The 20,476-nt window shown below is 65.1% G+C and carries 17 protein-coding genes; 9 read left to right on the top strand and 8 right to left on the bottom strand.

Annotation, left to right across the window (positions count from 1 at the left end):
• Positions 1-2: 2 nt before the first annotated feature.
• Both ABIA96_RS19120 and ABIA96_RS19115 read right to left on the bottom strand, forming a co-directional pair.
• On the bottom strand, positions 3-773 hold the full coding sequence (locus ABIA96_RS19120; protein ID WP_354138582.1) for a transaldolase: 771 nt from the start codon (positions 771-773) through the stop codon (positions 3-5).
• A 164-nt stretch (positions 774-937) separates the two neighbouring features.
• Positions 938-1,522: an SIS domain-containing protein gene (locus ABIA96_RS19115; RefSeq protein ID WP_354138581.1), complete on the bottom strand. Its 585-nt coding sequence runs from the start codon at positions 1,520-1,522 to the stop codon at positions 938-940.
• Between the two features lie 375 nt (positions 1,523-1,897).
• Here ABIA96_RS19115 and ABIA96_RS19110 point away from each other — a divergent pair, with 375 nt between their 5' ends.
• A complete protein-coding gene (locus ABIA96_RS19110) occupies positions 1,898-2,680 on the top strand; it encodes a TylF/MycF/NovP-related O-methyltransferase (RefSeq protein WP_354138580.1) in 783 nt (260 codons plus the stop codon).
• Between the two features lie 6 nt (positions 2,681-2,686).
• Here ABIA96_RS19110 and ABIA96_RS19105 read toward each other — a convergent pair whose 3' ends face one another.
• The 3 genes from ABIA96_RS19105 to ABIA96_RS19095 all read right to left on the bottom strand — a co-directional run bounded on the left by ABIA96_RS19105 (position 2,687) and on the right by ABIA96_RS19095 (position 5,728).
• Entirely contained in the window at positions 2,687-3,895 is a 1,209-nt protein-coding gene (locus ABIA96_RS19105) for a class I SAM-dependent methyltransferase (RefSeq protein WP_354138579.1), read from the bottom strand.
• On the bottom strand, positions 3,896-5,047 hold the full coding sequence (locus ABIA96_RS19100; protein WP_354138578.1) for an FAD-dependent oxidoreductase: 1,152 nt from the start codon (positions 5,045-5,047) through the stop codon (positions 3,896-3,898).
• A gap of 63 nt (positions 5,048-5,110) precedes the next feature.
• The gene (locus tag ABIA96_RS19095; RefSeq protein WP_354138577.1) at positions 5,111-5,728 is read right to left on the bottom strand and encodes a D-glycero-alpha-D-manno-heptose-1,7-bisphosphate 7-phosphatase; all 618 of its coding nucleotides are present in this window, start codon (positions 5,726-5,728) and stop codon (positions 5,111-5,113) included.
• 141 nt (positions 5,729-5,869) lie between these two features.
• Here ABIA96_RS19095 and serA point away from each other — a divergent pair, with 141 nt between their 5' ends.
• The 4 genes from serA to ABIA96_RS19075 all read left to right on the top strand — a co-directional run bounded on the left by serA (position 5,870) and on the right by ABIA96_RS19075 (position 11,450).
• On the top strand, positions 5,870-7,114 hold the full coding sequence (gene serA, locus ABIA96_RS19090; RefSeq protein WP_354138576.1) for a phosphoglycerate dehydrogenase: 1,245 nt from the start codon (positions 5,870-5,872) through the stop codon (positions 7,112-7,114).
• A 110-nt stretch (positions 7,115-7,224) separates the two neighbouring features.
• A complete protein-coding gene (locus ABIA96_RS19085) occupies positions 7,225-8,244 on the top strand; it encodes a patatin-like phospholipase family protein (RefSeq protein WP_354138575.1) in 1,020 nt (339 codons plus the stop codon).
• Between the two features lie 3 nt (positions 8,245-8,247).
• Positions 8,248-9,702: a GntP family permease gene (locus ABIA96_RS19080; RefSeq protein ID WP_354138574.1), complete on the top strand. Its 1,455-nt coding sequence runs from the start codon at positions 8,248-8,250 to the stop codon at positions 9,700-9,702.
• Positions 9,703-9,788: 86 nt separating this feature from the next.
• Complete coding sequence (locus ABIA96_RS19075) at positions 9,789-11,450, top strand: tannase/feruloyl esterase family alpha/beta hydrolase (protein WP_354138573.1); 1,662 nt, start codon at positions 9,789-9,791, stop codon at positions 11,448-11,450.
• Positions 11,451-11,483: 33 nt separating this feature from the next.
• Here ABIA96_RS19075 and ABIA96_RS19070 read toward each other — a convergent pair whose 3' ends face one another.
• From ABIA96_RS19070 to ABIA96_RS19060, 3 genes are all read right to left on the bottom strand, one after another.
• Complete coding sequence (locus tag ABIA96_RS19070) at positions 11,484-13,211, bottom strand: ATP-dependent Clp protease adaptor ClpS (protein WP_354138572.1); 1,728 nt, start codon at positions 13,209-13,211, stop codon at positions 11,484-11,486.
• A 112-nt stretch (positions 13,212-13,323) separates the two neighbouring features.
• The gene (locus tag ABIA96_RS19065) at positions 13,324-14,940 is read right to left on the bottom strand and encodes a DHA2 family efflux MFS transporter permease subunit (RefSeq protein WP_354138571.1); all 1,617 of its coding nucleotides are present in this window, start codon (positions 14,938-14,940) and stop codon (positions 13,324-13,326) included.
• Positions 14,888-16,147 carry an HlyD family secretion protein gene (locus ABIA96_RS19060; RefSeq protein ID WP_354138570.1) on the bottom strand — a complete coding sequence of 420 codons (1,260 nt, stop codon included), beginning with the start codon at positions 16,145-16,147 and terminating at the stop codon, positions 14,888-14,890. Before ABIA96_RS19060 ends, ABIA96_RS19065 begins: the two co-directional genes overlap by 53 nt.
• A 157-nt stretch (positions 16,148-16,304) precedes the next feature.
• Here ABIA96_RS19060 and ABIA96_RS19055 point away from each other — a divergent pair, with 157 nt between their 5' ends.
• The 4 genes from ABIA96_RS19055 (at position 16,305) to ABIA96_RS19040 (ending at position 20,411) form a co-directional block, all read left to right on the top strand.
• The gene (locus tag ABIA96_RS19055) at positions 16,305-16,913 is read left to right on the top strand and encodes a TetR/AcrR family transcriptional regulator (RefSeq protein ID WP_354138569.1); all 609 of its coding nucleotides are present in this window, start codon (positions 16,305-16,307) and stop codon (positions 16,911-16,913) included.
• A gap of 45 nt (positions 16,914-16,958) precedes the next feature.
• The gene (locus ABIA96_RS19050) at positions 16,959-17,420 is read left to right on the top strand and encodes a MarR family winged helix-turn-helix transcriptional regulator (RefSeq protein ID WP_354138568.1); all 462 of its coding nucleotides are present in this window, start codon (positions 16,959-16,961) and stop codon (positions 17,418-17,420) included.
• Between the two features lie 12 nt (positions 17,421-17,432).
• A complete protein-coding gene (locus tag ABIA96_RS19045) occupies positions 17,433-18,203 on the top strand; it encodes an enoyl-CoA hydratase (RefSeq protein ID WP_354138567.1) in 771 nt (256 codons plus the stop codon).
• 126 nt (positions 18,204-18,329) lie between these two features.
• Positions 18,330-20,411: a methyl-accepting chemotaxis protein gene (locus ABIA96_RS19040; RefSeq protein WP_354138566.1), complete on the top strand. Its 2,082-nt coding sequence runs from the start codon at positions 18,330-18,332 to the stop codon at positions 20,409-20,411.
• Positions 20,412-20,476: the final 65 nt, after the last annotated feature.

The raw sequence follows: 20,476 nt of genomic DNA, 5'->3' as shown, positions 1-20,476 counted from the left end.
TGTTAACGATCGATACGGCCGACCACGAGTTTCCGGGCCGGCTTGCGCGGTGACAGCTCGTAGCCAGCCGCAAGTGCGTCATTGCGGAACATGGCGACCGTCTCGCGCGAGTAGACGTCGAGGTCCTTGCCGACCAGGTCGAATTTCTTCAGCAGGTCGGCGGAGAGCGTGATGATGTGGCAGCCGATGGCGTCGGCCTGGAACAGATTGAGCAGCTCGCGCGGGCTGGCCCAGAGCAGTTGCGCGGCCGGGCGATCCGACAGGATATCGAGGGCCTCTGACATCATCGCGACGGGATCGCGCCCGGTGTCGGCGATGCGCCCGGCGAACACCGAGACGATGGCCGGCGTATCGGCGTCGAGCACGTCACGGACGCGTTCCACCTGGCTCAGCGTAAGAATGGCAGTGACGTTGACCTTTACGCCCTCGCGCGCCAGCTCCGCGATGGCGGGGCCGCAGAACTCACCACGGGTGGTCGTCACCGGGAGCTTTACATAAACATTCTGCCCCCACGAGGCGATCTCGCGGGCTTCATGGATGATCGTGGCGAGGTCGTCGCCCAGCACCTCGAAGCAGATCGGCCGGTCGCGCACCATGCTCAGCGCCGCGCAGCCGAACTCGCGGTAGTCGCCGACACCTGCCGCGCGCATCAGCGACGGGTTGGTGGTGAAGCCCTTGATCCGCGGATCGAGCGACGTGCGCTGGATCGTTGCGAGATCCGCGCCGTCACCGAAAATCTTGATACTGAGCGCGTCGATGCTCGGTGCGTTCATGTTGCGTAAGCCCCTTCAGCTCGTTGCCCGCCGGATCGCCCCAAGCATCCGGCCTGCCAGGTCAAACTCATCTACTCTTGTGCTGGACGGGTTCCGCCCAGCGCAAACAAGACGACTCACGCACGACGCAAAAATACTCTTCCCGGAGTCCGCAAGCCAGCGCTTCACCATTTGGTGGCGCTGCGCTGCAACTTCGGATGCGAGACCAGGCAATGCCAGACCACGGCCTGGAACGCTTCGGCATGCGGCGTGACACGCAGCGCTGCTGCAGTGGGAATGACGACGACGACGTCGCCGGCCTGTTTCGCATAGCCGCCATCGCGTCCGACGATACCGAGCACGCGCGCGTCTTTCGCTTTCGCTTCCTGCACCGCCGCGACGATATTGGGGCTGACATTGCGTTCGAGATTGCCGCCACCGACCGAGAGAACGAGAATGGCATCGCGCGGTCCGATGCGGCTGACCCTCAGCCATTCCACGAATACGCTCGGCCAGCCCTCGTCATTGGTGCGGGCGGAGAGCTCCGAGACGTTGTCGGTCGGCGCGTAGGCCTCGATGCCGCAGAGCTTGCGGAAGTCGTTGACGGCGTGGCTCGCGTTTGCCGCACTGCCGCCGACACCGAGGATGAAGAGCCGGCCGCCGCGCTCGCGCAAGGCCACGAGCTCGTCGCAGAGCGCTTCGATCTCGCCCGCCGGCAAGGCCTGTGCGATCTCGCAGACCTCCCGCAAATATTGGGCGGCGTGTTCCACCTTCGCAACCGGCCTCGTTTGTGTCTCGTCGAGCCCGGTGTTCGGGCCAGCCGGCGAATCATCGCTGACCTGATTATCCCGCCGCGAATCCCGAGGCACAGCCGCAACCTGCGCCACCGTAGTCTTACGTGTGTCCGCGCATTGCTGACCCATGTTCGTGTTCTGAGTCGATTCGGGGTCGCCGACGATAGGCCGGGGCCAGTTATCAACAGGTCCTGCGCCGAAACGCCTCCCGCCCGGCGCTAATCGGCTGCCGCGAACGGCAGCTGGCCTTGATCGGCGGCTCGCTTAAGCTATCACGCGCTGATTCCATCTCCGCGCGCCGGATGCCTTGCGCGGGGTGGGCCACGAAATACCTCCAGCCGGTGAGGCGCCATGAGCAGCGATCGTGCCGACGACGTTCCCGCAGATCCCGCGACCGGGATAAGGCCGATCGCCCGCGAGCCCTGGGTCGAGATCGCCGATGGTGCCGCGCTTGCGAACTGGTCGGCGGAAGACGAGATCCGCTATAATCAGCAGAACCGGCAGAGCGAGAAGCTGAAGTTCTTCCGCCATGTCTTCGATTTCCTGAAGGAGAACGAGATCGCCGGCGACTATCACGAATTTGGCTGTCACCGCGCGCGCACCTTCCGCATGGCGCTGACGGAGGCGCGGCGCAAGAACCTCGGCGACATGGCATTCTGGGCGTTCGACAGCTTTGCCGGCCTGCCAGCGCCCGAAACCGAGACCAGCGTCGGCAAATGGACGCAAGGCGCGCTCGCGACCTCGGAGCAGGAGTTTTTGCGGCTGATCGGCGAGCACGGCATCTACACCTCGCAGGTGCGTACGGTGAAGGGCCTCTATGGGGATTCGCTCACGCCCGCGCTGAAGCAGCAATTCACAGAGAGCGGCCGCAGAATCGCGCTCGCGAACATCGACTGCGATCTCTATGAGTCCGCCATTCCTGTGTTCGATTTCATCGAGCCGCTGCTTCAGGCCGGGTCGGTGCTCTATATCGACGATCTCTTCGTCGGCAACCGCGGCAATCCCGGCCGCGGTCTGGCGCGGGCCTTTGTCGAATACCGTCAGCGCTCACGCTGGCGCTTCGTACGCCATCTCGACATCGGCTGGTGGGGGCGGTCCTACATCGTCTCTGAGACCGAGACGGATCTGATCTGAGGCGCTCTACGGATCGAACAGGCTTGCGATGAGGCAAGGTGCGTCCGGGCCTGGTGCGCGCAGCGTATAGACGCGCCCGCGGAATCCCGTCGCTGTGATTTTGCGCGCGATCTCGGCATCGTGCAGATAGGCCGCGATGACGATCGCCGCCGAGCCGGCGAGGCGTTCGCCGCGCGGCGGCTCGATCGCGATCTCGCCCGCGGGGCCGTAGACACAGCGTCCCGCATAGGAGGCGGTGTCGTCGAACATTGCGGCGAAAGGCGTGCTCTCCGGGGTGAGGCCGAGCAGTGCCTGCGCATAGGCGTTGGCGCCGTAAAGTGCGATCGGACCGTCGATTGCGGCGAGGCGTTGCGCCGCCCGCGATCGCCGTTCGGCCAACGCCGCGGCAAATTCCGGGGGTGAGATATCGGACGACGCGCGGGCTTCGCGCGCCTGTGGCTCGGCGGCGCGCAACAGGAAGCCCATGTCGTGCCCCTGCTTCATGTCGAAGACCTCCGCGACCGCAAAGCCGGCGCGGGCGAGCAGTATCTCCATCTCGGCGCGGCGATAGTAGTGCACGTGCGGATAGTGGAAATCGACGATCGAATGGCGACGCAGGATGTCGTCGGCGCTCGGCAGCTCGAGATAGGCGATGCCGTCGTCGGCAAGGCTCGCGCGAAGCGCAGCCAGGAACGGCGCGGGTTCGGGCACATGCTCGATGACCTGGCGGCACACCACCGCGTCGAAGCGGCGACCAGCCAGCGCCGGGACCGGGAACATCGCGCGGTGCAGCGTTACGCCGGTGCCGGCGAAGCGCTCGGGCTGAAGCGCGCGGCTGGGTTCGACGAGATCGACGCGCGCCGACCGGCTGGCCAGCGCCAGCGACAGCGCCCCGCCACCCCCGCCGACTTCGAGCACGGCGGGCTCTTGCTTCAACTGCCGCATGATGAGCGCCGCGGTCTCGTCCACGGCTGCAATCATGCCCGGGCTCACGGGCTCGTTAGTCAGGACCAGCGCGCCATAGAGCTCATCGGCCGCGTCAGTGTCGAAGGCACGGTTGGAGAGATGTCCGCAATTGCGGCAGGCGGCGATGTCGAGTTGACCGAAGCCGCTCGCGATATCCGCCATGCCGGTCGGACGCACGGCGTGCATCGGCGTGCGCGCCACCGACCATATCGTCTCCGCATCGCCCGATCCGCAGACGACGCAGCAATGCGGCGTGGCGGGCTCGGTCATCTAGCGCCATGCCTCGATCGGCACCGGATGATCGCGGCCGCCTTCGGCGATCTGACGCGCCATCACCATCGCCTGCTCGAGGCAGTCGTCGATGTCGAGGCCGTAGCGATAGCTGCCGGCGCGGCCGATCGAATAGACGTGGTCGGGCATCAGCGCGTAATATTTGCGCGCGAGCTCCTGCTCGGACTTGAACGGCAGCGGATAGTGCTTGCCGTTGTGCGAGGGGATTTCCATGCCAACGAGGCTCGTCGGCGATTTGTGGTGGGTGAACTTCTTGTACTCGACCAGCCGCGTGAACGCCTCGTCATTGGCGTAATAAAGGAAGTAGACGTGCTCCGGAAAGGCGTGTTCGGTCGGCAGCACGATCTTGTGGAAGTCGCGGCCGATGAAGGCGAGCTCGCCATGGCAGCGACCGAACGGCTCGTCCGGCGAGATGGTCGAGATGATGACGTCGTATGTGTGCTTCTCGCCGCCGAACCAGACCGCACGCGCCGGCAAATCGTAACGCTCGATGCGGGTCGACAGCAGCACGCGCGCGCCCTCGGTGGCCACATCGAAATAGCGGTTGTAGCCGTCCTCCGCGTGCGGATAGGCCGACCATGCCGTGTCCCACGCGGCGCGCGAGCCGCTCTTGATGGTGACGCCCTTCGGCGACCAGTTGAAGGTGTCGATGCGCTTGTTGTCTTCGACCAGCCACATCTTCTTGTTGTACTTGTCGATCAGCTTGTCATAGAGCGTCTGGCCGACCGAGCCGACCCAGTATTCCTCGAGGTTTTTCGCCTCTGCGACGCCGCGTGACGACTGACGTTCAGCCGCGATCTTGTCGCGGTCGGGCATCTGCGCGATGTCGTCCTCGTGGATCGGATAATTGTAAAAGGCGTTGTCGGGCTCGACATAGGTAATGAACTGGTGGTCGGCACAGGAGCGCAACGGAACGATCGCGTCCATGTAATCGTATACGGCGCGGTTCTGGGTCAGGAAGTGGCGCGGGCCGAAAGTGTAGGGATGGCCGCCATACCAGAAGGTGCGCACCCCGGCGCCGAGGAACGGTGCGGCCTCCACGATCGTGACGTCCCATCCGCCCAGCTTCATGAGCTGATGCGTCGCCGCGCAGCCGGCGATGCCGCCGCCGATCACCAGAGCTGTCTTCATCCGTCCGGTCCAGTTCCCACGCGAATCGAGATCATGCCGGTATCGGCGAACGGCCGGACCGCGTCAATCGGGCTGGGCGGCTCGTCCGCGTTTCGCCGGATGGGCCAAACAGAACAAGACCGCCTCGCCAACGTCGGCAAACAGCCGGTCGGGCGCAGGCGGCGCGCGATCCGGATAACGCTCGACATCGCGGCAGGCGAAGCCGGTCCGCACGCCATAGCTCGTCAGTCCCATCGCGCGCCCGGCGCCGATATCGCGCAGGCTGTCGCCGATCAGCGCGGAGCGGCCGACATCGATACCGAAATCAGCAATCGCCCGGCGAAACAGCAATGTTCCAGGCTTGCGGCATTCGCAGGCGATTTGGAAGTCCGGCGTGCCGCCCGGTGTTCCCCGCTCCGGATGATGCGGGCAGAAATAGATGGCATCGACGATGCCGCCATCCTCGGCCAGCATCGCGCGAAGCCGGGCGAAAATCGTCTCCAGGCCGGCGAGGGTGACAAAGCCCTTTGCCACCTGGGCGCGATTGGTGACTATGATTGCGAGGTAACCAGCCTGCCGCGCCGCCCGCACGGCCGCGCCGGCGCCCGGGATCAGCCGGATGTCATCCGGCCCCAGCACGCCATGGCCGCCGGGCTCCTCATTCAGCACGCCGTCACAGTCGAAGAAGATGGCTGGGTGCATGGCGCGGATGTTCCGGTCGGTTCGGTATGCTTGTAGTGTGCCGCCCGGATGGGGTGAAGCGAAATCCGGGTTTCAGCCTATTGTGCTGTGCGTTGTCCGCGGTCTATGTGCTCAGGTAAAGCCGCCATTCATGGAGACACTATGCCAGCCCCAGGCCAAAGCCCTGAGCGGAGCGCGAAGGCGCTACTGCTCGAAGGCGTCAACGACAGTGCTGTCGACATCTTCAAAAGCGCGGGCTTCACCAATGTCGAGCGCCTGACCAAGGCACTGGATGGCGAGGCGCTGCGCCAGGCGCTCAAGGGCGTGTCGCTGCTCGGCATCCGCTCGCGCACCCAGATCACCGACGAGGTGCTGGAAGCTGCCGACGGGCTGCTCGCGGTCGGCTGCTTCAGCGTCGGCACCAACCAGGTCGATCTGCTGGCAGCGCGCAAGCGCGGCATACCCGTGTTCAACGCGCCGTTCTCCAACACCCGCAGCGTTGCCGAACTCGTGATCGGCGAGATCGTGATGCTGCTGCGGCAGATTTTCCCCCGCTCGGTCTCGGCTCATGACGGCGGGTGGAACAAGTCGGCGACCGGCAGCCGCGAGGTGCGCGGCCGTACGCTCGGCATCATCGGTTACGGCAATATCGGTTCGCAGCTCTCGACGCTGGCCGAAGCCATGGGCATGCGGGTGATCTATTACGACCGCACCGACAAGCTCCGCCATGGTAACACCGAGCCGGTCGAGAAGCTGGATGAGTTGCTGGCGCAGAGCGACATCGTCAGCCTTCACGTGCCGGAGACACCGGAGACCGCCGGCATGATCGGCGAGAGGGAGCTGCGGGCGATGAAGCCGGGCTCGTTCCTGATCAACAACAGCCGCGGCACGGTGGTCGATCTCGACGCGCTCGCAGGCGCGCTGCGCGACGGTCACATCGCTGGTGCTGCGATCGACGTGTTTCCGGTCGAGCCCTCCTCGAACTCGGAACGCTTCAAAAGCCCCGTGCAGGGCCTCGGCAACGTCATCCTCACGCCGCATGTCGGCGGCTCGACCGAAGAGGCGCAGGAGCGGATCGGCGGCGAGGTGGCGCGCAAGCTGGTCGACTATTTCATCACGGGATCGACCATGGGCGCGGTGAATTTCCCGGAGGTGCAGCTGCATTTGCGTCCCTCCGGCGTGCGCTTCAGCCACGTCCATCGCAACGTGCCGGGCATGCTGCGCCGGCTGAACGAGGTCTTCCTCCAGCGCGACATCAACATCGCCGCGCAATATCTGGAGACGGCAGGCGACCTCGGTTACGTCGTGCTCGATGCCGATCTCGGCGGCCATGATTCAGGCGCGCTGCTGGCGCAGATTCGCGCGCTCGAAGGTACGATCGGGGCGCGGCTGGTGTTCGAGCACTAGGCCGCCGTCACGTTACGGTTGCATACTGCTGCCAAGACTCTCTAAACTGTCGTCATCTCGGCGTGCGACAAATTGCGTCGAATTTGAGCTTCAGTCGCGTGAGGGCCGCCATGGAACGGGACGCCGTACTGATTGACCTCGCGCTTCAAGGCGGCGGTTCGCACGGCGCCTTCACGTGGGGCGTGCTTGACCGCCTCCTCGAGGAGAAGTGGCTGACCATTGCCGCGATCTCAGGAACGTCCGCAGGTGCGATGAACGCGGCCGTGCTGGCGGATGGATGGGCCGCCGGCGGCGCCGAAGGTGCGCGAGGCGCGCTCGAACAATACTGGCGACGCGTTTCGAAGGCCGCGGCCTTTAGCCCGCTGCAGCGCTCGCCGCTTGATCGCCTGATGGGGCGCTGGACCCTCGACACGTCGCCCGCCTACATCCTGACAGATCTGATGTCGCGCGTGCTCTCGCCTTACGATCTCAATCCGACCGGCTACAATCCGCTGAGCAAGGTTCTGGCCGAGAGCATCGATTTCGAACGGCTCGCGCGGTCGCCGATCAAGCTGTTCATCACCGCGACGCGGGTGCGGACCGGCCGGGGGCGCATCTTCCGCAACGCGGAGATCACGGCCGACGTGCTGCTGGCATCGGCCTGCCTGCCGACGATGTTCCGTGCGGTCGAGATCGACGGCGAGGCCTATTGGGACGGCGGCTTCGCGGGTAATCCCACGATCACGCCGCTCATCCGCGAAAGCGACGCGCACGACACCATCCTGGTGCAGATCAATCCGACTGAAACGCTCGAACAACCGCGAACGGCCGCTGAGATCCTCAATCGGCTCAACGAGATCTCCTTCAATTCGCCGCTGATGAAGGAGTTGCGCATGATCGCGCTGCTGCGTCAGGCCGCCGATCCCGGCAGCGGCGAGGGTGCGCGCTGGGCGAAGATGCGGACGCACCGGGTCAAGAGCGACATGCTGGCGAAGTTCGGCGCCTCATCCAAGCTCAACGCCGAATGGGAGTTCGTCTCGATGCTGCGCGCTGAAGGACGCCAGGCGGCTGCGACGTTCCTCGACGAGCACGGCGCGGACATCGGCCGGCAATCGACGGCCGATCTCGATGTTCTCCTGGCGGAGTGCTGAGGCATGGGGCTTCTCGGCCTCTTCGTCGGGCTCGGCTTGCTCGTCCTGTTCGCCTTTCGCGGCTGGAGCGTGCTGCTGCTTGCGCCGCTCGCCGCGCTCGTTGCTGCGCTGTTCGGCGGCGAGCCGCTGCTGGCGAATCTGACTCAGGTTTTCATGGTGAATGCCGCGGGATTTCTGGCGCAGTTCTTCCTGATCTTCCTGCTCGGCGCCGTCTTCGGCAAACTGATGGACGATAGCGGCGCGGTCACGTCGGTTGCCGGTTTCATGGCGAAACGTCTCGGCGAGCGGCGCGTGATCCTGGCCGTGGTGCTGGCGGGGGCGCTGGTTACCTATGGCGGCGTCAGCCTGTTCGTCGCGTTCTTCGTTATCGTGCCGATGGCCCGCTCGCTGTTTCGTGCCGCCGCAATTCCGCGCCGGTTGATTCCGGCAACGATCGTGCTGGGCACGTCGACCTTCACCATGTCGGCCCTGCCGGGCACGCCCTCGATCCAGAATGCGATCCCGATGCCGTTCTTCGGTACGACGCCGTTTGCTGCACCTGGCCTCGGCATCATTGCTTCCCTCATCATGCTCGGCACGGGATTGTGGTGGCTGCATCGCGCCGAGGCCAAGGCCCGGCGCGCCGGCGAGGGTTATGGTGATGACGTCGAGGATGCAACTGAGCGCGCTGCGTCCGACGAACTCGTGCGCGAACGCGCGACGACGGCACGCGAGTTCGATCCGGCGGAGTTGAAGCACGGCCGTCGCAGCAGCGTGCCCTCGCCGGTCGTGAGCGCCATCTTGCCGCTGGTCGTCGTTGTCGTCGTCAATCTCGCGATGTCGCTCGTCGTGTTGCCGCGCCTCGACGTCTCCTATCTCGCTGAACAGCGCTTTGGCGGTACGTCGCTTGCCGCGGTTGCGGGCGTGTGGTCGGTCGCGGTCGCCCTGACCGCTGCCATCGTCACGACCATCGTGCTGAACTGGTCGCGCCTGCCGGCGTTGCGCCAAACCATGGATGCCGGCGCCAATGCGTCGGTGCTGCCTGCATTCAGTGTCGCGAGCCTGGTCGGATTTGGCGCGGTCGTCGCCGCGCTCCCGGCGTTTGCGTTGGTGCGTGAGTGGGTGCTCGCGATCGAAGGCGGCCCGCTGGTCTCGCTCGCGGTCGCGACCAACATCCTCGCGGCGCTGACCGGCTCGGCATCGGGCGGCCTGACGATCGCGCTCGATGCGCTCGGCCAAACTTATGTCGAGCTCGCCGCGCGCACCGGCGTCGATCTTGCGTTGATGCATCGCGTCGCGGTGATTGGCTCGGGAACGCTGGACATTCTGCCGCACAACGGTGCGGTGGTCAGCCTGCTCGCGATCTGCGGCCTGAGCCATCGCGACAGCTATCTGGACATCGTGATGGTTGGCATCGTGACGTCGCTACTGGCGCTGGTGGCGGTCATCGCCTTGGGCAGCGCGGTTGGGTCATTCTGAGCTGAAGCGATTGACGCAAGGACCAAGGTTGCATTGAATGCAGCCGACTGTCGGATTGAACCAGAGCAAAACGCCGGGTGGAAACGATGACGCGAACGAGGGCAAAGCTGTGCGCATGGCTGGTGGGGACGGCGGCTGCGCTGGGCGCGACCGGCGCGTCCGCCGCGACGCTGGCCGAGGATGCGGATACCGTCTGCAAAGGGCTCGTCGGCGACCCCGATGCCGTCAAGATCGACGCCGCGACGTTGCAGACAGGGTCTCAGCTCGCCGTCGCCGAGCGCGGGCCGACGCCGTCGGGGCGCATTACGCCGGCCAATCCCGGCTTCTGCAAGGTGCTCGGCCATATCGAGCCCGTTGATCCCAAGGCGCCACCGGTCAAGTTCCAGGTCAATCTTCCCATCGAATGGAACGGGCGTTCGGTGCAATATGGCGGCGGTGGCTTCAACGGCGTGCTGATTACCGGCCTCGGTTTGCCGCCGGCCTATCCCTTCGACAAGCCATCGCCGCTCGCGCGCGGCTTCGTCACCTACGGCACCGATTCCGGTCATGAGTCCAAGCCGGGCGAGCCGCCGCAGCTGTTCGCGCTCAACGACGAAGCGTTCGAGAATTTTGCCCACCGCGCCTACAAGAAGGTGCGCGACGCCGCGGTCGTGCTGATGCAGCGCGCCTACGGCAAGAAGCCGGACAAGATGTACTTCATGGGTTCGTCCGAAGGCGGCCGCGAAGCCCTGACCATGGCGCAGCGCTATCCCGACGATTTCGACGGGATCTTTGCGCGTGTGCCCGTCATCAACTGGGTCGGCTTGCAGCATGCGGGCACCCGCTCCGGTCTCGTCACCATGGGCGAGGGCTGGATCAATCCGGCGCAGGTCAAGCTCGTGGGCGATGCGGTGCGAGCGGCCTGCGACAAGGCGGACGGATCCGACGACGCGCTGGTCCAGGACCCCGTCGCTTGCAAGGCGGCGTTCAAGGTCGAGACATTGCGTTGCGCCGACGGCAAGAGCGGCGATCATTGCCTCACCGACGCCCAGATCAAGGCCGTCGATACGCTGCATGCCACCTACAAATTCCCGTTCACGCTCGCCAACGGTCTCGACGACTATCCAGGCTGGGGCGTGTCGGGTGAGGACACGCCGGCGATCGGTCCGACCGGCGGCTGGATGGCGTGGTGGCTCGGCACCGCGCCGCCGGCGCAGCCGCCCGCGCCCAACAACGGCATTGCCTGGATCTACGGCGCCGGCGGCATCCAATATGTGTTCGCGCGCGATCCCAAGCTCGACGTCACCACCTACAAGGTCGAGGACCATAAGGCGCGGCTGCTCGAGGTCTCGAGCCTGATGGATTCGACCGATCCCGACCTCAGCCGCTTCCGCGCCCGCGGCGGCCGGCTGATCATGCTGGAGCACATGGCGGACTATGCGCAGAGCCCCTATGCCGGCGTCCGCTATTTCGAGAGTGTCGAGCGCAAGCTCGGCAAGACCGAGACCGCCGAGTTCGCGCGGCTCTACACCGCGCCAGGTGTCGATCATGTCGGCTCCGGCGCGCCCGCCAATGTCGACATGCTGAGCGCGCTGGTCGACTGGGTCGAGAAAGGCACGGCGCCCGGTGACCTCGAAGTCACCGAGCAGAAGGTCGAGGCGCCTGCATTCGCGACGCTCCGCGCGATGCCGCTGTGCCGCTGGCCGGGCTGGCCGCACTACAAGTCCGGCCCTGCGACGGACGCGGCGAGCTTCAGCTGCGCGCCGTAGGGGCAGTGCGAACAGAGCGCTATGGCGGTGGATTTACCCCGCCGCCATCGCTTGTGCGCCGCCAAGCAATTGCGCATTGAGCCGGCCGCCGGAGAACAGCATGTCGTCGAGCGCCTCGTCGATATCGGCTGAGACGACGGAGTTGCCGCCATCGCGCGCGATGCTCGCCTGCGCCAGCCGTCGCATCAACTCCTTGATGAAGGCGCAACTCGTGCCCTCGCTGCGTCGGGCGGCCTCGGTAATGACCGCCTCGTCGAGCGGCAGTCCCTTGCCGTAGAGCCGGACCAGCTTGCCGCGGCCGGTTTCGTCGGGGAGCGGCACTTCGATCGCCTGATCGATGCGGCCCGGGCGACCTGCAAGGGCGCCTTCGAGGTCCTCCGGCCGGTTGGTGGTCAGGACAAACAGGATGTCGGCATCTTCCTTCAGCCCGTCCATCTCGTTGAGCAGCTTGTTCAGCATGGATTCCTCGCACGGTCCCATGTCATCGCGGTCGCGGGCGATCAGGTCGACGTCCTCGATCACAACCATCGACGGCTGCAGCAGCCGTGCCAGGCTCATATAGGCGCCGAGCAGGCCGATTTGCTCGGCCGTGATAATCAGCGTCGTATGTTCAGGTAGATGCGTCGCGAGATAGCGGATCGTGTGGGTCTTGCCGGTGCCTGGCGGGCCATACAGGAGGATGCCCTTGCGGGTTGACTGCCCAAGCCGGCGCAATTGATCGCGGGTGCCAACGAAAGTCAGCACATTGCGATCGAGCAGCCGCAGGGTCTGCTCAGGCAGGATCACCTCGTTGCGTGCGACCTGAGGCAATCGGTGCACGGTGATGCCCCGCGAGCGCCCGCGATAATCGGAGTCGGCATCGAGCGACAGGATCTTGCTGCGATAGGTCCGTGCGGCCTGGACGGCCTCTTCCAACTCGCTGAAGCATTGCTGGACCAGGGCTGCACCAGCTGTGCCCGCAGGCACCAGGATCTCGATCCGAATTCCCGGCTCGCGACTGTATTCGCGGTGGGCGGAGAGCAAAACCGCATAGTGGAGACCATCCTGCTCACACAGCCAAAGTCCGTTATCCAGACACTTCGCCGGGCTCCTCTCGCCGACGTCGACGTCAGAGTATTGCAGAGGAGCAATCGCGACCGCATAGCGGCCGCTCTTGAGGAGCCGCGAAATCGAAAGCGTCTCGTAGCGCTGCTCCTCGTTCAGCCCGAATAGCCGGATGGCCTTGCCAAAGAGCCGGTCGACCGCCGCCTGGACATCGACCCGCATATGTCCGGGAAACTGGCGGATCGTGGTCACGAGCTTGCTGCGCGGGACGCCGGTAAAATGCCAGTCCAGCACGTCGCAGGCGTGCTCGAACTCCTTGTCCGGCTCTCTCGGCGTGCTCATGGTGTCTGCCGCACGAATGCAGTCGCTGCACAGCCAGACGGTACGGCTGCCGATGCGAACATCCGTCTGTCCTTTCGGCTTGCCGCAGAGCTCGCATGGCGTCTTGATCTCTTCGATCGTGATCTTCAGGGGACGCTGGGCGAGCCAGACATATTGTTTGGCCGACTTGAACAGCGCCTCCGCAACCGACTGCGGGTAGGGACCGCAGGCGACTTTGTCCTCGCGCTCGATCTGCGTCATCAGCGCGGCGGCTTCGCGCTCCGTCTTGCCGAAGACCTGGCGAAGCATTCCGATGACGAACTCGTCGGGCGTGTCGTCGTCATTGTAAATCACGAGCTGAGCCGGCTCACGCTCACCGCGCGCGTCATTCGTCATGAAATGAACTCCGCTACAACCAGAACTAGAATGGAACAAATAAGGAACACAAAAGAGGGCGGCCGTCAAGTGTGACGGCCGCGGGCAATTTCGAGCCTCGTTTTCGAAGCTGTTAATGCGCGCCGCTGCCGCCGGCCGCCTTCACTCGTCGCGTCAGCAGCACCGCGATTGCGGCGACCACCAGCACCACGCCGATCACGGCAAACGCGTCTGAATAGCCCATCACCAGAGCCTGGCGCTTCACTGTCTTGCCGAGCGCGATGATGGCCTGCTCCCGCGCGGCGTTGAGGTCGGGCACGCCGTGGGCCATGAAGTAATCCGTCATCTGCGCGATGCGGCTGCGGACCTCCTCGCGGCCGAGCGTGACCGACTGGCCGATGATGTTGGAGTGGAACTGCTCGCGCTTGGTGATGATGGTGGCAAGCGTCGCCGTGCCGATCGCGCCGCCGAGGTTGCGGAACATGTTGCTGATGCCGGAGGCCGCAGCCGCGTCCTGCGGCGCGATGCCGCCCGTCAGCACCGAGGTCAGCGGCGTCAGCACCATGGCCTGTCCAACCGCGCGCACGATGTTCGGTATCCAGAACTGGTCGCCGGCGTAATCCGGTGACATGCCCGTGTTCATGAAGCAGCTATAGGCAAAGATCAGAAGCCCGGTGATCGCGATGTAGCGCGTGTCGAAACGCTGCATCAGCTTCGGGATCAGCGGGATCAGCACGAGCTGCGGCAGCCCGGTCCAGGCCAGCACATTGCCGATCTGCTCGGCATTGTAGCCCTGCGCCTGGCCGAGATAGGCGGGCAGGATGTAGACCGAGCCGAACAGCGCGAAGCCGACCATGGTCATCGCGACGGTGCCGAAGCCGAAATTGCGCTGCATCAGCAGGCGCAGCCGGATCAGCGGCTTCTCGATGTTGAGCTCGATCGTGACGAACAGTGTGAGGCTGACAGCCGCGATGATCGCGAGCTTGACGATGAAGGGCGAGGAGAACCAGTCGTCCTTGTTGCCCTCCTCAAGCACGGCCTGCAGCGCCGACAGCCCGATCGCCATGGTGACGATGCCTGCCCAGTCGCCCTCTTTCAGGAGGCCGAGCTGCATCTTCTGCTTCTCCAGCGTGAGATAGAGCGCAGCCACCATCACGGCGGTCGGGATCACGTTGACGAAGAAGATGGTGCGCCAGCCATAATTCTCGGTGAGATAACCGCCGATGGTCGGACCGATTGCCGGGGCAAACGTGACGGAGAGTGCGAAGATCGCGAGACCGACCGGCTGTTGCGGTTTCGGCAGCTTGGTCAGCACCAGCGTGAACGCCATCGGGATCAGCACCCCACCGGCAAAGCCCTGCAGGCCGCGCATCGCGATCATCGACGGCAGATCGTGGGTGAAGGCACAGGCGACCGAGAACGCCGCGAACAGCGCCGCACTTGCCATCATGTAGCGTCGGAACGAGAACACGCGGCTCAAATAATCGGTTAGCGGAATCACGATGATCTCGCCGATCAGGTACGACGTCGAGATCCAGGAGCCGTTGTCGGCGCCGGTGCCGATGCCGCCCTCGATATTGGCCAGCGAGGCATTGGTGATCTGGATGTTCAGGATCGCCATGAACGAACCGATCATGGCGGCGAGCACGGCGATCCAGACCGCGGCACTCGCGCGGTTCGGATCGACGGCGACGTTGTTAGACGTCGCGGCCGATGTTGCTGATGTCGAAAGTGAGAGGCTGTTTGACATGGCACGACCCTCCGGAAACGAGCTTGGCCTTTGCTGCGGTCTTGGGCGTGTCGGCCGCATTCGCGGTCGGCGCGGTCGAACGGGTTGCGATCGTCGGGATCACGGACATGCCGGGCCGCAGGGTGATCGCAGGCACTCCCTCGGCATCCAGCGCGATCTTGACGGGGATGCGCTGCACCACTTTGGTGAAATTGCCGGTGGCGTTGTCGGGCGGCAGCAGCGCGAATTCCTGGCCGCTGGCCGGCGCGATGGAATCGACGTGACCGTGCACGACCTGACCGGGGAACGTGTCGACCTCGATCTCGACCTGCTGCCCGGCGTGGACGTGGGTGAGCTGGGTCTCCTTGAAGTTGGCGACGACATAGGCGCCCTCGGCCGGTACGATCGCCATCAACTGCGTGCCGGCCTGCACGAACTGACCGACGCGCAAGGAGCGATTGCCGACGACGCCGTCGATCGGAGCGACGATCGTGGTGTAGCCGAGATTGAGTTCGGCCTGGCGCTGCAGGGCGGCTGCGCGCGCGGCGGCGGCCTTGGCTTGCAGGATCTCCGCCTTCAGAAGCTCGACCTGCTTGAGGGCTGAGGCGAGGTTGGCGGTGTCGCGCTGGATCGCGGCGTCGGCACCGGCGTTGCGCGACTGCGCCTGCTGCGCGTTCTGCACGCTGCCATAGCCCGTCGCGGCGAGATCCGTGTAACGCTTGTTCTCCTGCTGCGCGAAGGTCTTTGCAGCAGTGTCGACGTCGATGGTCGCCTTGGCTGCGGCGATCACCGCATCCTGGACGTCGAGCTGCGCTTCCTTGCTCGTCACCGTCGCGTTCGCGGCCAACACATCGGCCTTGGCCTGATCGAGCGCGACCTTGAAGTCGCGATCGTCGATCCGTGCCAGCACCTGCCCCGTCTTCACATGCTCGTTATCGGCGACCAGGACCCCGTTGAGATAGCCGCTGACCTTGGGCGCGATGGTGGTGTTGTCCGCCTTCACATAGGCGTCATCGGTGGAGACCAGGTATTGGCCGACGGTCCAGTAATCGTAGCCGTACCAGCTTGCGCCGGCGAGGGCGAGGACCGCTGCCCCCATGAGCAACAGTTTACGAACGTTCAGCTTTTTTCGGGCAGCGTCGGTCGGCTTGCCCGGAAGGACGCCCTCCAGCGCGGAAGCCGGAAGGGCGGTTTGGGCAACAGCAGATGGGGTGGTGTGGACGGTCATGGCCGGCTCCCCTGAATTAGGAAACTTGATAATTTCCAAAATGAGACTAGCTTCGGAATTGTCAATGGAATGACAGGCATCATTTAAAGACATGGCTCAGACAAAATCGGAAAGCGCAAAATCCTCGGAGGAATGCCGTCCGCGCGGAAGGCCGCCGGTGCGCAGCGATGAGGAGACGACGCGAATCGTCCTCGAGGCGGCGCGGCACACGTTCGCGGTCGAAGGCTATGCCGCGACCAGCACCGAAGAGCTGGCGCGTCGCTCCGGCATCTCGACCAAGACGCTCTATCGTCTGTTTCCGGGCAAAGCTGCGCTGTTCGAAGCGATGTGCGCGGACAGGCTCGAGCGGCTGCTCTCCGCCGTCGATCTCCACGCCAGCGATGGCGTCGATATCGAAACCGGCCTGCGCGCCGCGCTGATGGCCTGCGCCGATCTCGCGCTCGACCCGGAGGTCGTGGCGTTGCAGCGCATGGTGCTGCAGCAATCCGCCACATTTCCCGAACTCGCTGCAAATTTCTACACGAACGGTATTGCCCGCACCGCCAAGGCACTTGCCGGCTGGCTGCGCCTTCAGGTCAAGCGCAAGCGCATCGTCATCGGCGATGTCGAGGAAGTCGCCGGCATGCTGATCGGGATGGTCGCTTCCGCCCCGCAGCGCGCCGCGATCTATGGCGGCATGCCGCTGCCGTCACACAGGCAGATTGAACGTCGCGTGCAGACCTGCGCGGCGCTGTTCCTCGACGGCTGCCGCGCCAAATCGCCCTGATGGCTCCCCTTTGACAATCCAATCCGCGGCGATTATATATTTCGCATGCGAAATAAAGCGGCCGCTGCGAGGCATCACCGGCTGATCTACCTCCTGAGCGTCGCGCAACGGCGCTTGCAGCGGTGGATGGCTGCGCAGCCCGAGAGCGAAGTGACGCCGGCGCAGGCCGGGCTGTTGTTCATCCTCGGCAAGCAGGACGGCGTCCTGATGGGCGAGGCGGGCGCGTCGCTCGATCTGGGGCCGGCCGGCATTTCCGGTCTGGTCGATCGCAGTGCTGCGGCGACGCTGGTCGAGCGGCGGGCTGACCGCGAGGATGGACGCGCCTGGCGCGTGTGGCTGACGCCGAAAGGCCGCACCGTGCTGGCAAAGGCGAAGACCGATGCGGCCGCGGTCAATGCGGCGCTGACGGAAGGATTCACCGCAGCGGAGATCGACGTCGTCGCACGCTGGCTGACGAGCATTCAGGACAAGTTTCCAAGAGACTTCACAAGAGACCCAGACGAATAAGAGGAGAGATCCATGACCGAGCATGTGCGAGTTGAGAACAACAACGGAATTCTCACAATCACGCTGGCGCGACCCGACAAGAAGAACGCCCTGACGGACGCGATGTACGGCAAGCTCGCTGACACGATTGAGTCCGCCGAGTTCGACTTGTCCACCCGCGTGCTGTTGATTCGCGGCGAGGGCGACATGTTCACCGCTGGCAATGATGTCGGCGAGTTTGCGGCAGTGACGAGCGGCAAGTCCGAAGGCAGCCGCAATGTCGGCCGTTTCATCCAGTCGCTGGCCCGTTGCACCCGTCCGTTGGTCGCAGCGGTGCAGGGCCGCGCCGTCGGCGTCGGCACCACGATGCTGCTACATTGTGATCTCGTCGTGCTGGCCGACAACACTCAATTGTCGACGCCTTTCGTCAGACTTGCGCTGGTGCCGGAGGCCGCTTCGAGCCTGCTGATGCCGGCGCGCATCGGTTATGCCCGCGCCTATGAGATGTTTGCGCTCGGCGAGACCGTGCCGGCCAAAGCCGCGCTGGAATGGGGTCTAGCCAACCGCGTGGTGCCGCTCGACAAGCTCGACACCGAGGCGCTTGCGCTCGCTCAGCGTCTTGCCCGGCAGCCGGCCGGCGCGCTCACCGCGACCAAGAAGTTGATGCGCAACGGCGAGGCGCTGGTGGCGCAGATGCTGGCGGAGGGCGAGCAGTTCGCCCAGCGCCTGCGCACGGCTGAGGCGCGCGAGGCGTTTACCGCCTTTGCCGAGCGGCGTCCGCCGGATTTCACGAAGGTTTCGTGACGTCCGGAGCCGTCCAAAGGTTTGGCAAAAGGGGACCTTCCGGCCTCATTTGATTAAAACCTTAACGGAACATTGGCATGTCGCGCTGCAAGTTGGCCTCTCTTGGAAGAGTAGGCCCCTGACCCCATGTCAATGTTTAAGAAATCGGTAAGTTCGCTTCTCCTGGTATTGATGGCCTTGCTGGCGGCCGGCGCGCTCGCCAGCACGGCGATCCAGATGGTCGGGGCCTTCGGTCGCTACAGCGACAGTCTCGAGACCGCGCGGCTTGCCACCGCCGACAAGGCGATCTTCCACGGCGTGCTGTCCTTGCGCAACAATCGCGGCGATGCTCAGAGCGCGATCCTCGGCGATGATGATCCGCGCGCAAAACTCGCCGAGGCCGAGAAGGCGGAGCAGGGCGGCTATGACGGCATCGGTGCTGCGCTTGCCACTGTCGATTTCGCTCGCCGCGACGAGCTCGCAAGCACACTGAAGCAGCGCTGGGGCGAGGCCGCACCGCAATTCCAGCTGTTCTACGACGAAGCCAAGCGTCCGCGCGCGGAGCGCAAGATCGAGCGGACCAGCTCCTGGTACGATGCCGTCACCAAGGTCATCGACACTGCGAACCTCGCCTCCACTGCGGTGTCGAACCGCGCCTGGATGAATGACCCCTTCATCGCCCGCATGATTCAGGTCCGCCGCTTCGCCTGGCAGGTGCGCGACCGTTACGGGATCCATTGCTCGATGCTGCGCTCGAACGTCAATAGCAGCAAGCCGCTCGACGAGACCCAGAAGCGGTCGGTGGCCCAGTGGGACGGCATCATCGCCTCCGGCTGGTCCGGCATGGCCGAGTTGCTGGCCGCGCCGGATGTGACGGCAGATCTGGTGATCGCGGCCAAGGAGGCGCGCGCCAAGACCGACGGCGTCCTCAAGCAGATCGGTGATCTCACCAAGAATTTTGACGGCAGCGGCAAGCCTGCGATGCCGGCAGCGGAATGGAACACGCTCTGCCAGTCGCCGTTCCCGCTCATTGTCGGTGTCGCGGCCAAGGCGCTGGATCAGTCGATCGCGCGGGCGGAGACGGTGCAGGCGAAGGCGCTGACCAACCTCGTGATCCAGTCGCTCGCGTTCCTGATCGCGCTCGCCGTGACCCTCGCCGGCGTCTACGTGGTGCGCAATCGCCTCATGCGCCCGGTGCGCGCGATTCTCGACGCCATCGCCCGGATCAGCGCCCGCGATTACGCCACGCAAGTCCCGCAATCCCGCTATCCCGACGAGTTCGGCACGATGGCCGCCGCGCTCGAAAGCCTGCGCGAGAGCGCGGCCACCGCTGAACGTCTCGGCCAGGAACGCCAATCGGAGCAAGCGCTGCAGCTCGCCCGTTCCGGTACCGTGGATGACGCCTGCCGCAGTTTCGACGACACCGTGCAGGCGGTGATCCACAGCGTCGCCGCGTCGGCCAAGGAACTCGATGCCACCGCGACCGATGTGCGCACGCTGGTCTCGGAATCGAGCAGCCAGACGGCAGCTGTTTCCTCCGCCGCCGAGCAGGCCACCAATAATCTCGAAAGCATTGCGGCTGCAACCGAGGAGCTGTCGGCCTCCGTCGGCGAAATCTCCGCGCAGGTGCAGTCCAGCGCACGCGATGCGCGCGAAGCGGTGTCGCAGGTGGCGCAGACCAATGCCACCGTCGAGATCCTTGACCAGACCGCGGGCCGCATCAGCGAAGTCGTGAAGATGATCCACGCCATCGCCGGCCAGACCAATCTGCTCGCGCTCAACGCGACCATCGAGGCGGCGCGCGCCGGCGAAGCCGGCCGTGGCTTTGCGGTCGTTGCCGGCGAGGTCAAGAGCCTCGCGGCGCAGACCGCGACCGCGACCGAAGAAATCTCCCGCCAGGTCGAGGAGATTCAGGGCGCGACCGGGCAGGCGGTCGCCGCGATCCGCTCGATCGGCGGCGCCATCAGCGGCATCGACGAGAAGATGACCGCGATCGCCGCTGCCGTCGAACAGCAGCGGGCCGCCACCACCGAGATCTCGCGCAACTTCCAGCATGCCGCCCAGGGCACCCGCGAGGTCACCGACACCATCGGCAGCGTCGCCAAGCTCAACCAGGAAACTGGCAATGCCGGCATGGTGCTGACCGGCTCCGTGCAGAAGATGTCGGCCGACGCCGACCGCCTCCGCGTCGCGGTCGAGGGCTTCCTTGGCGCGGTGAAGACCGCTTAGGCCTTCATTCCCTGTTCCAACGGCGCGCGGGAAACGGCATTGCAGCCGGTCCGCTCGCCGAGTAC

The organism is Bradyrhizobium sp. LB11.1, assembly GCF_040549385.1.
GTDB lineage: Bacteria > Pseudomonadota > Alphaproteobacteria > Rhizobiales > Xanthobacteraceae > Bradyrhizobium.
This window is presented reverse-complemented; position numbering and strand designations above follow the sequence as displayed.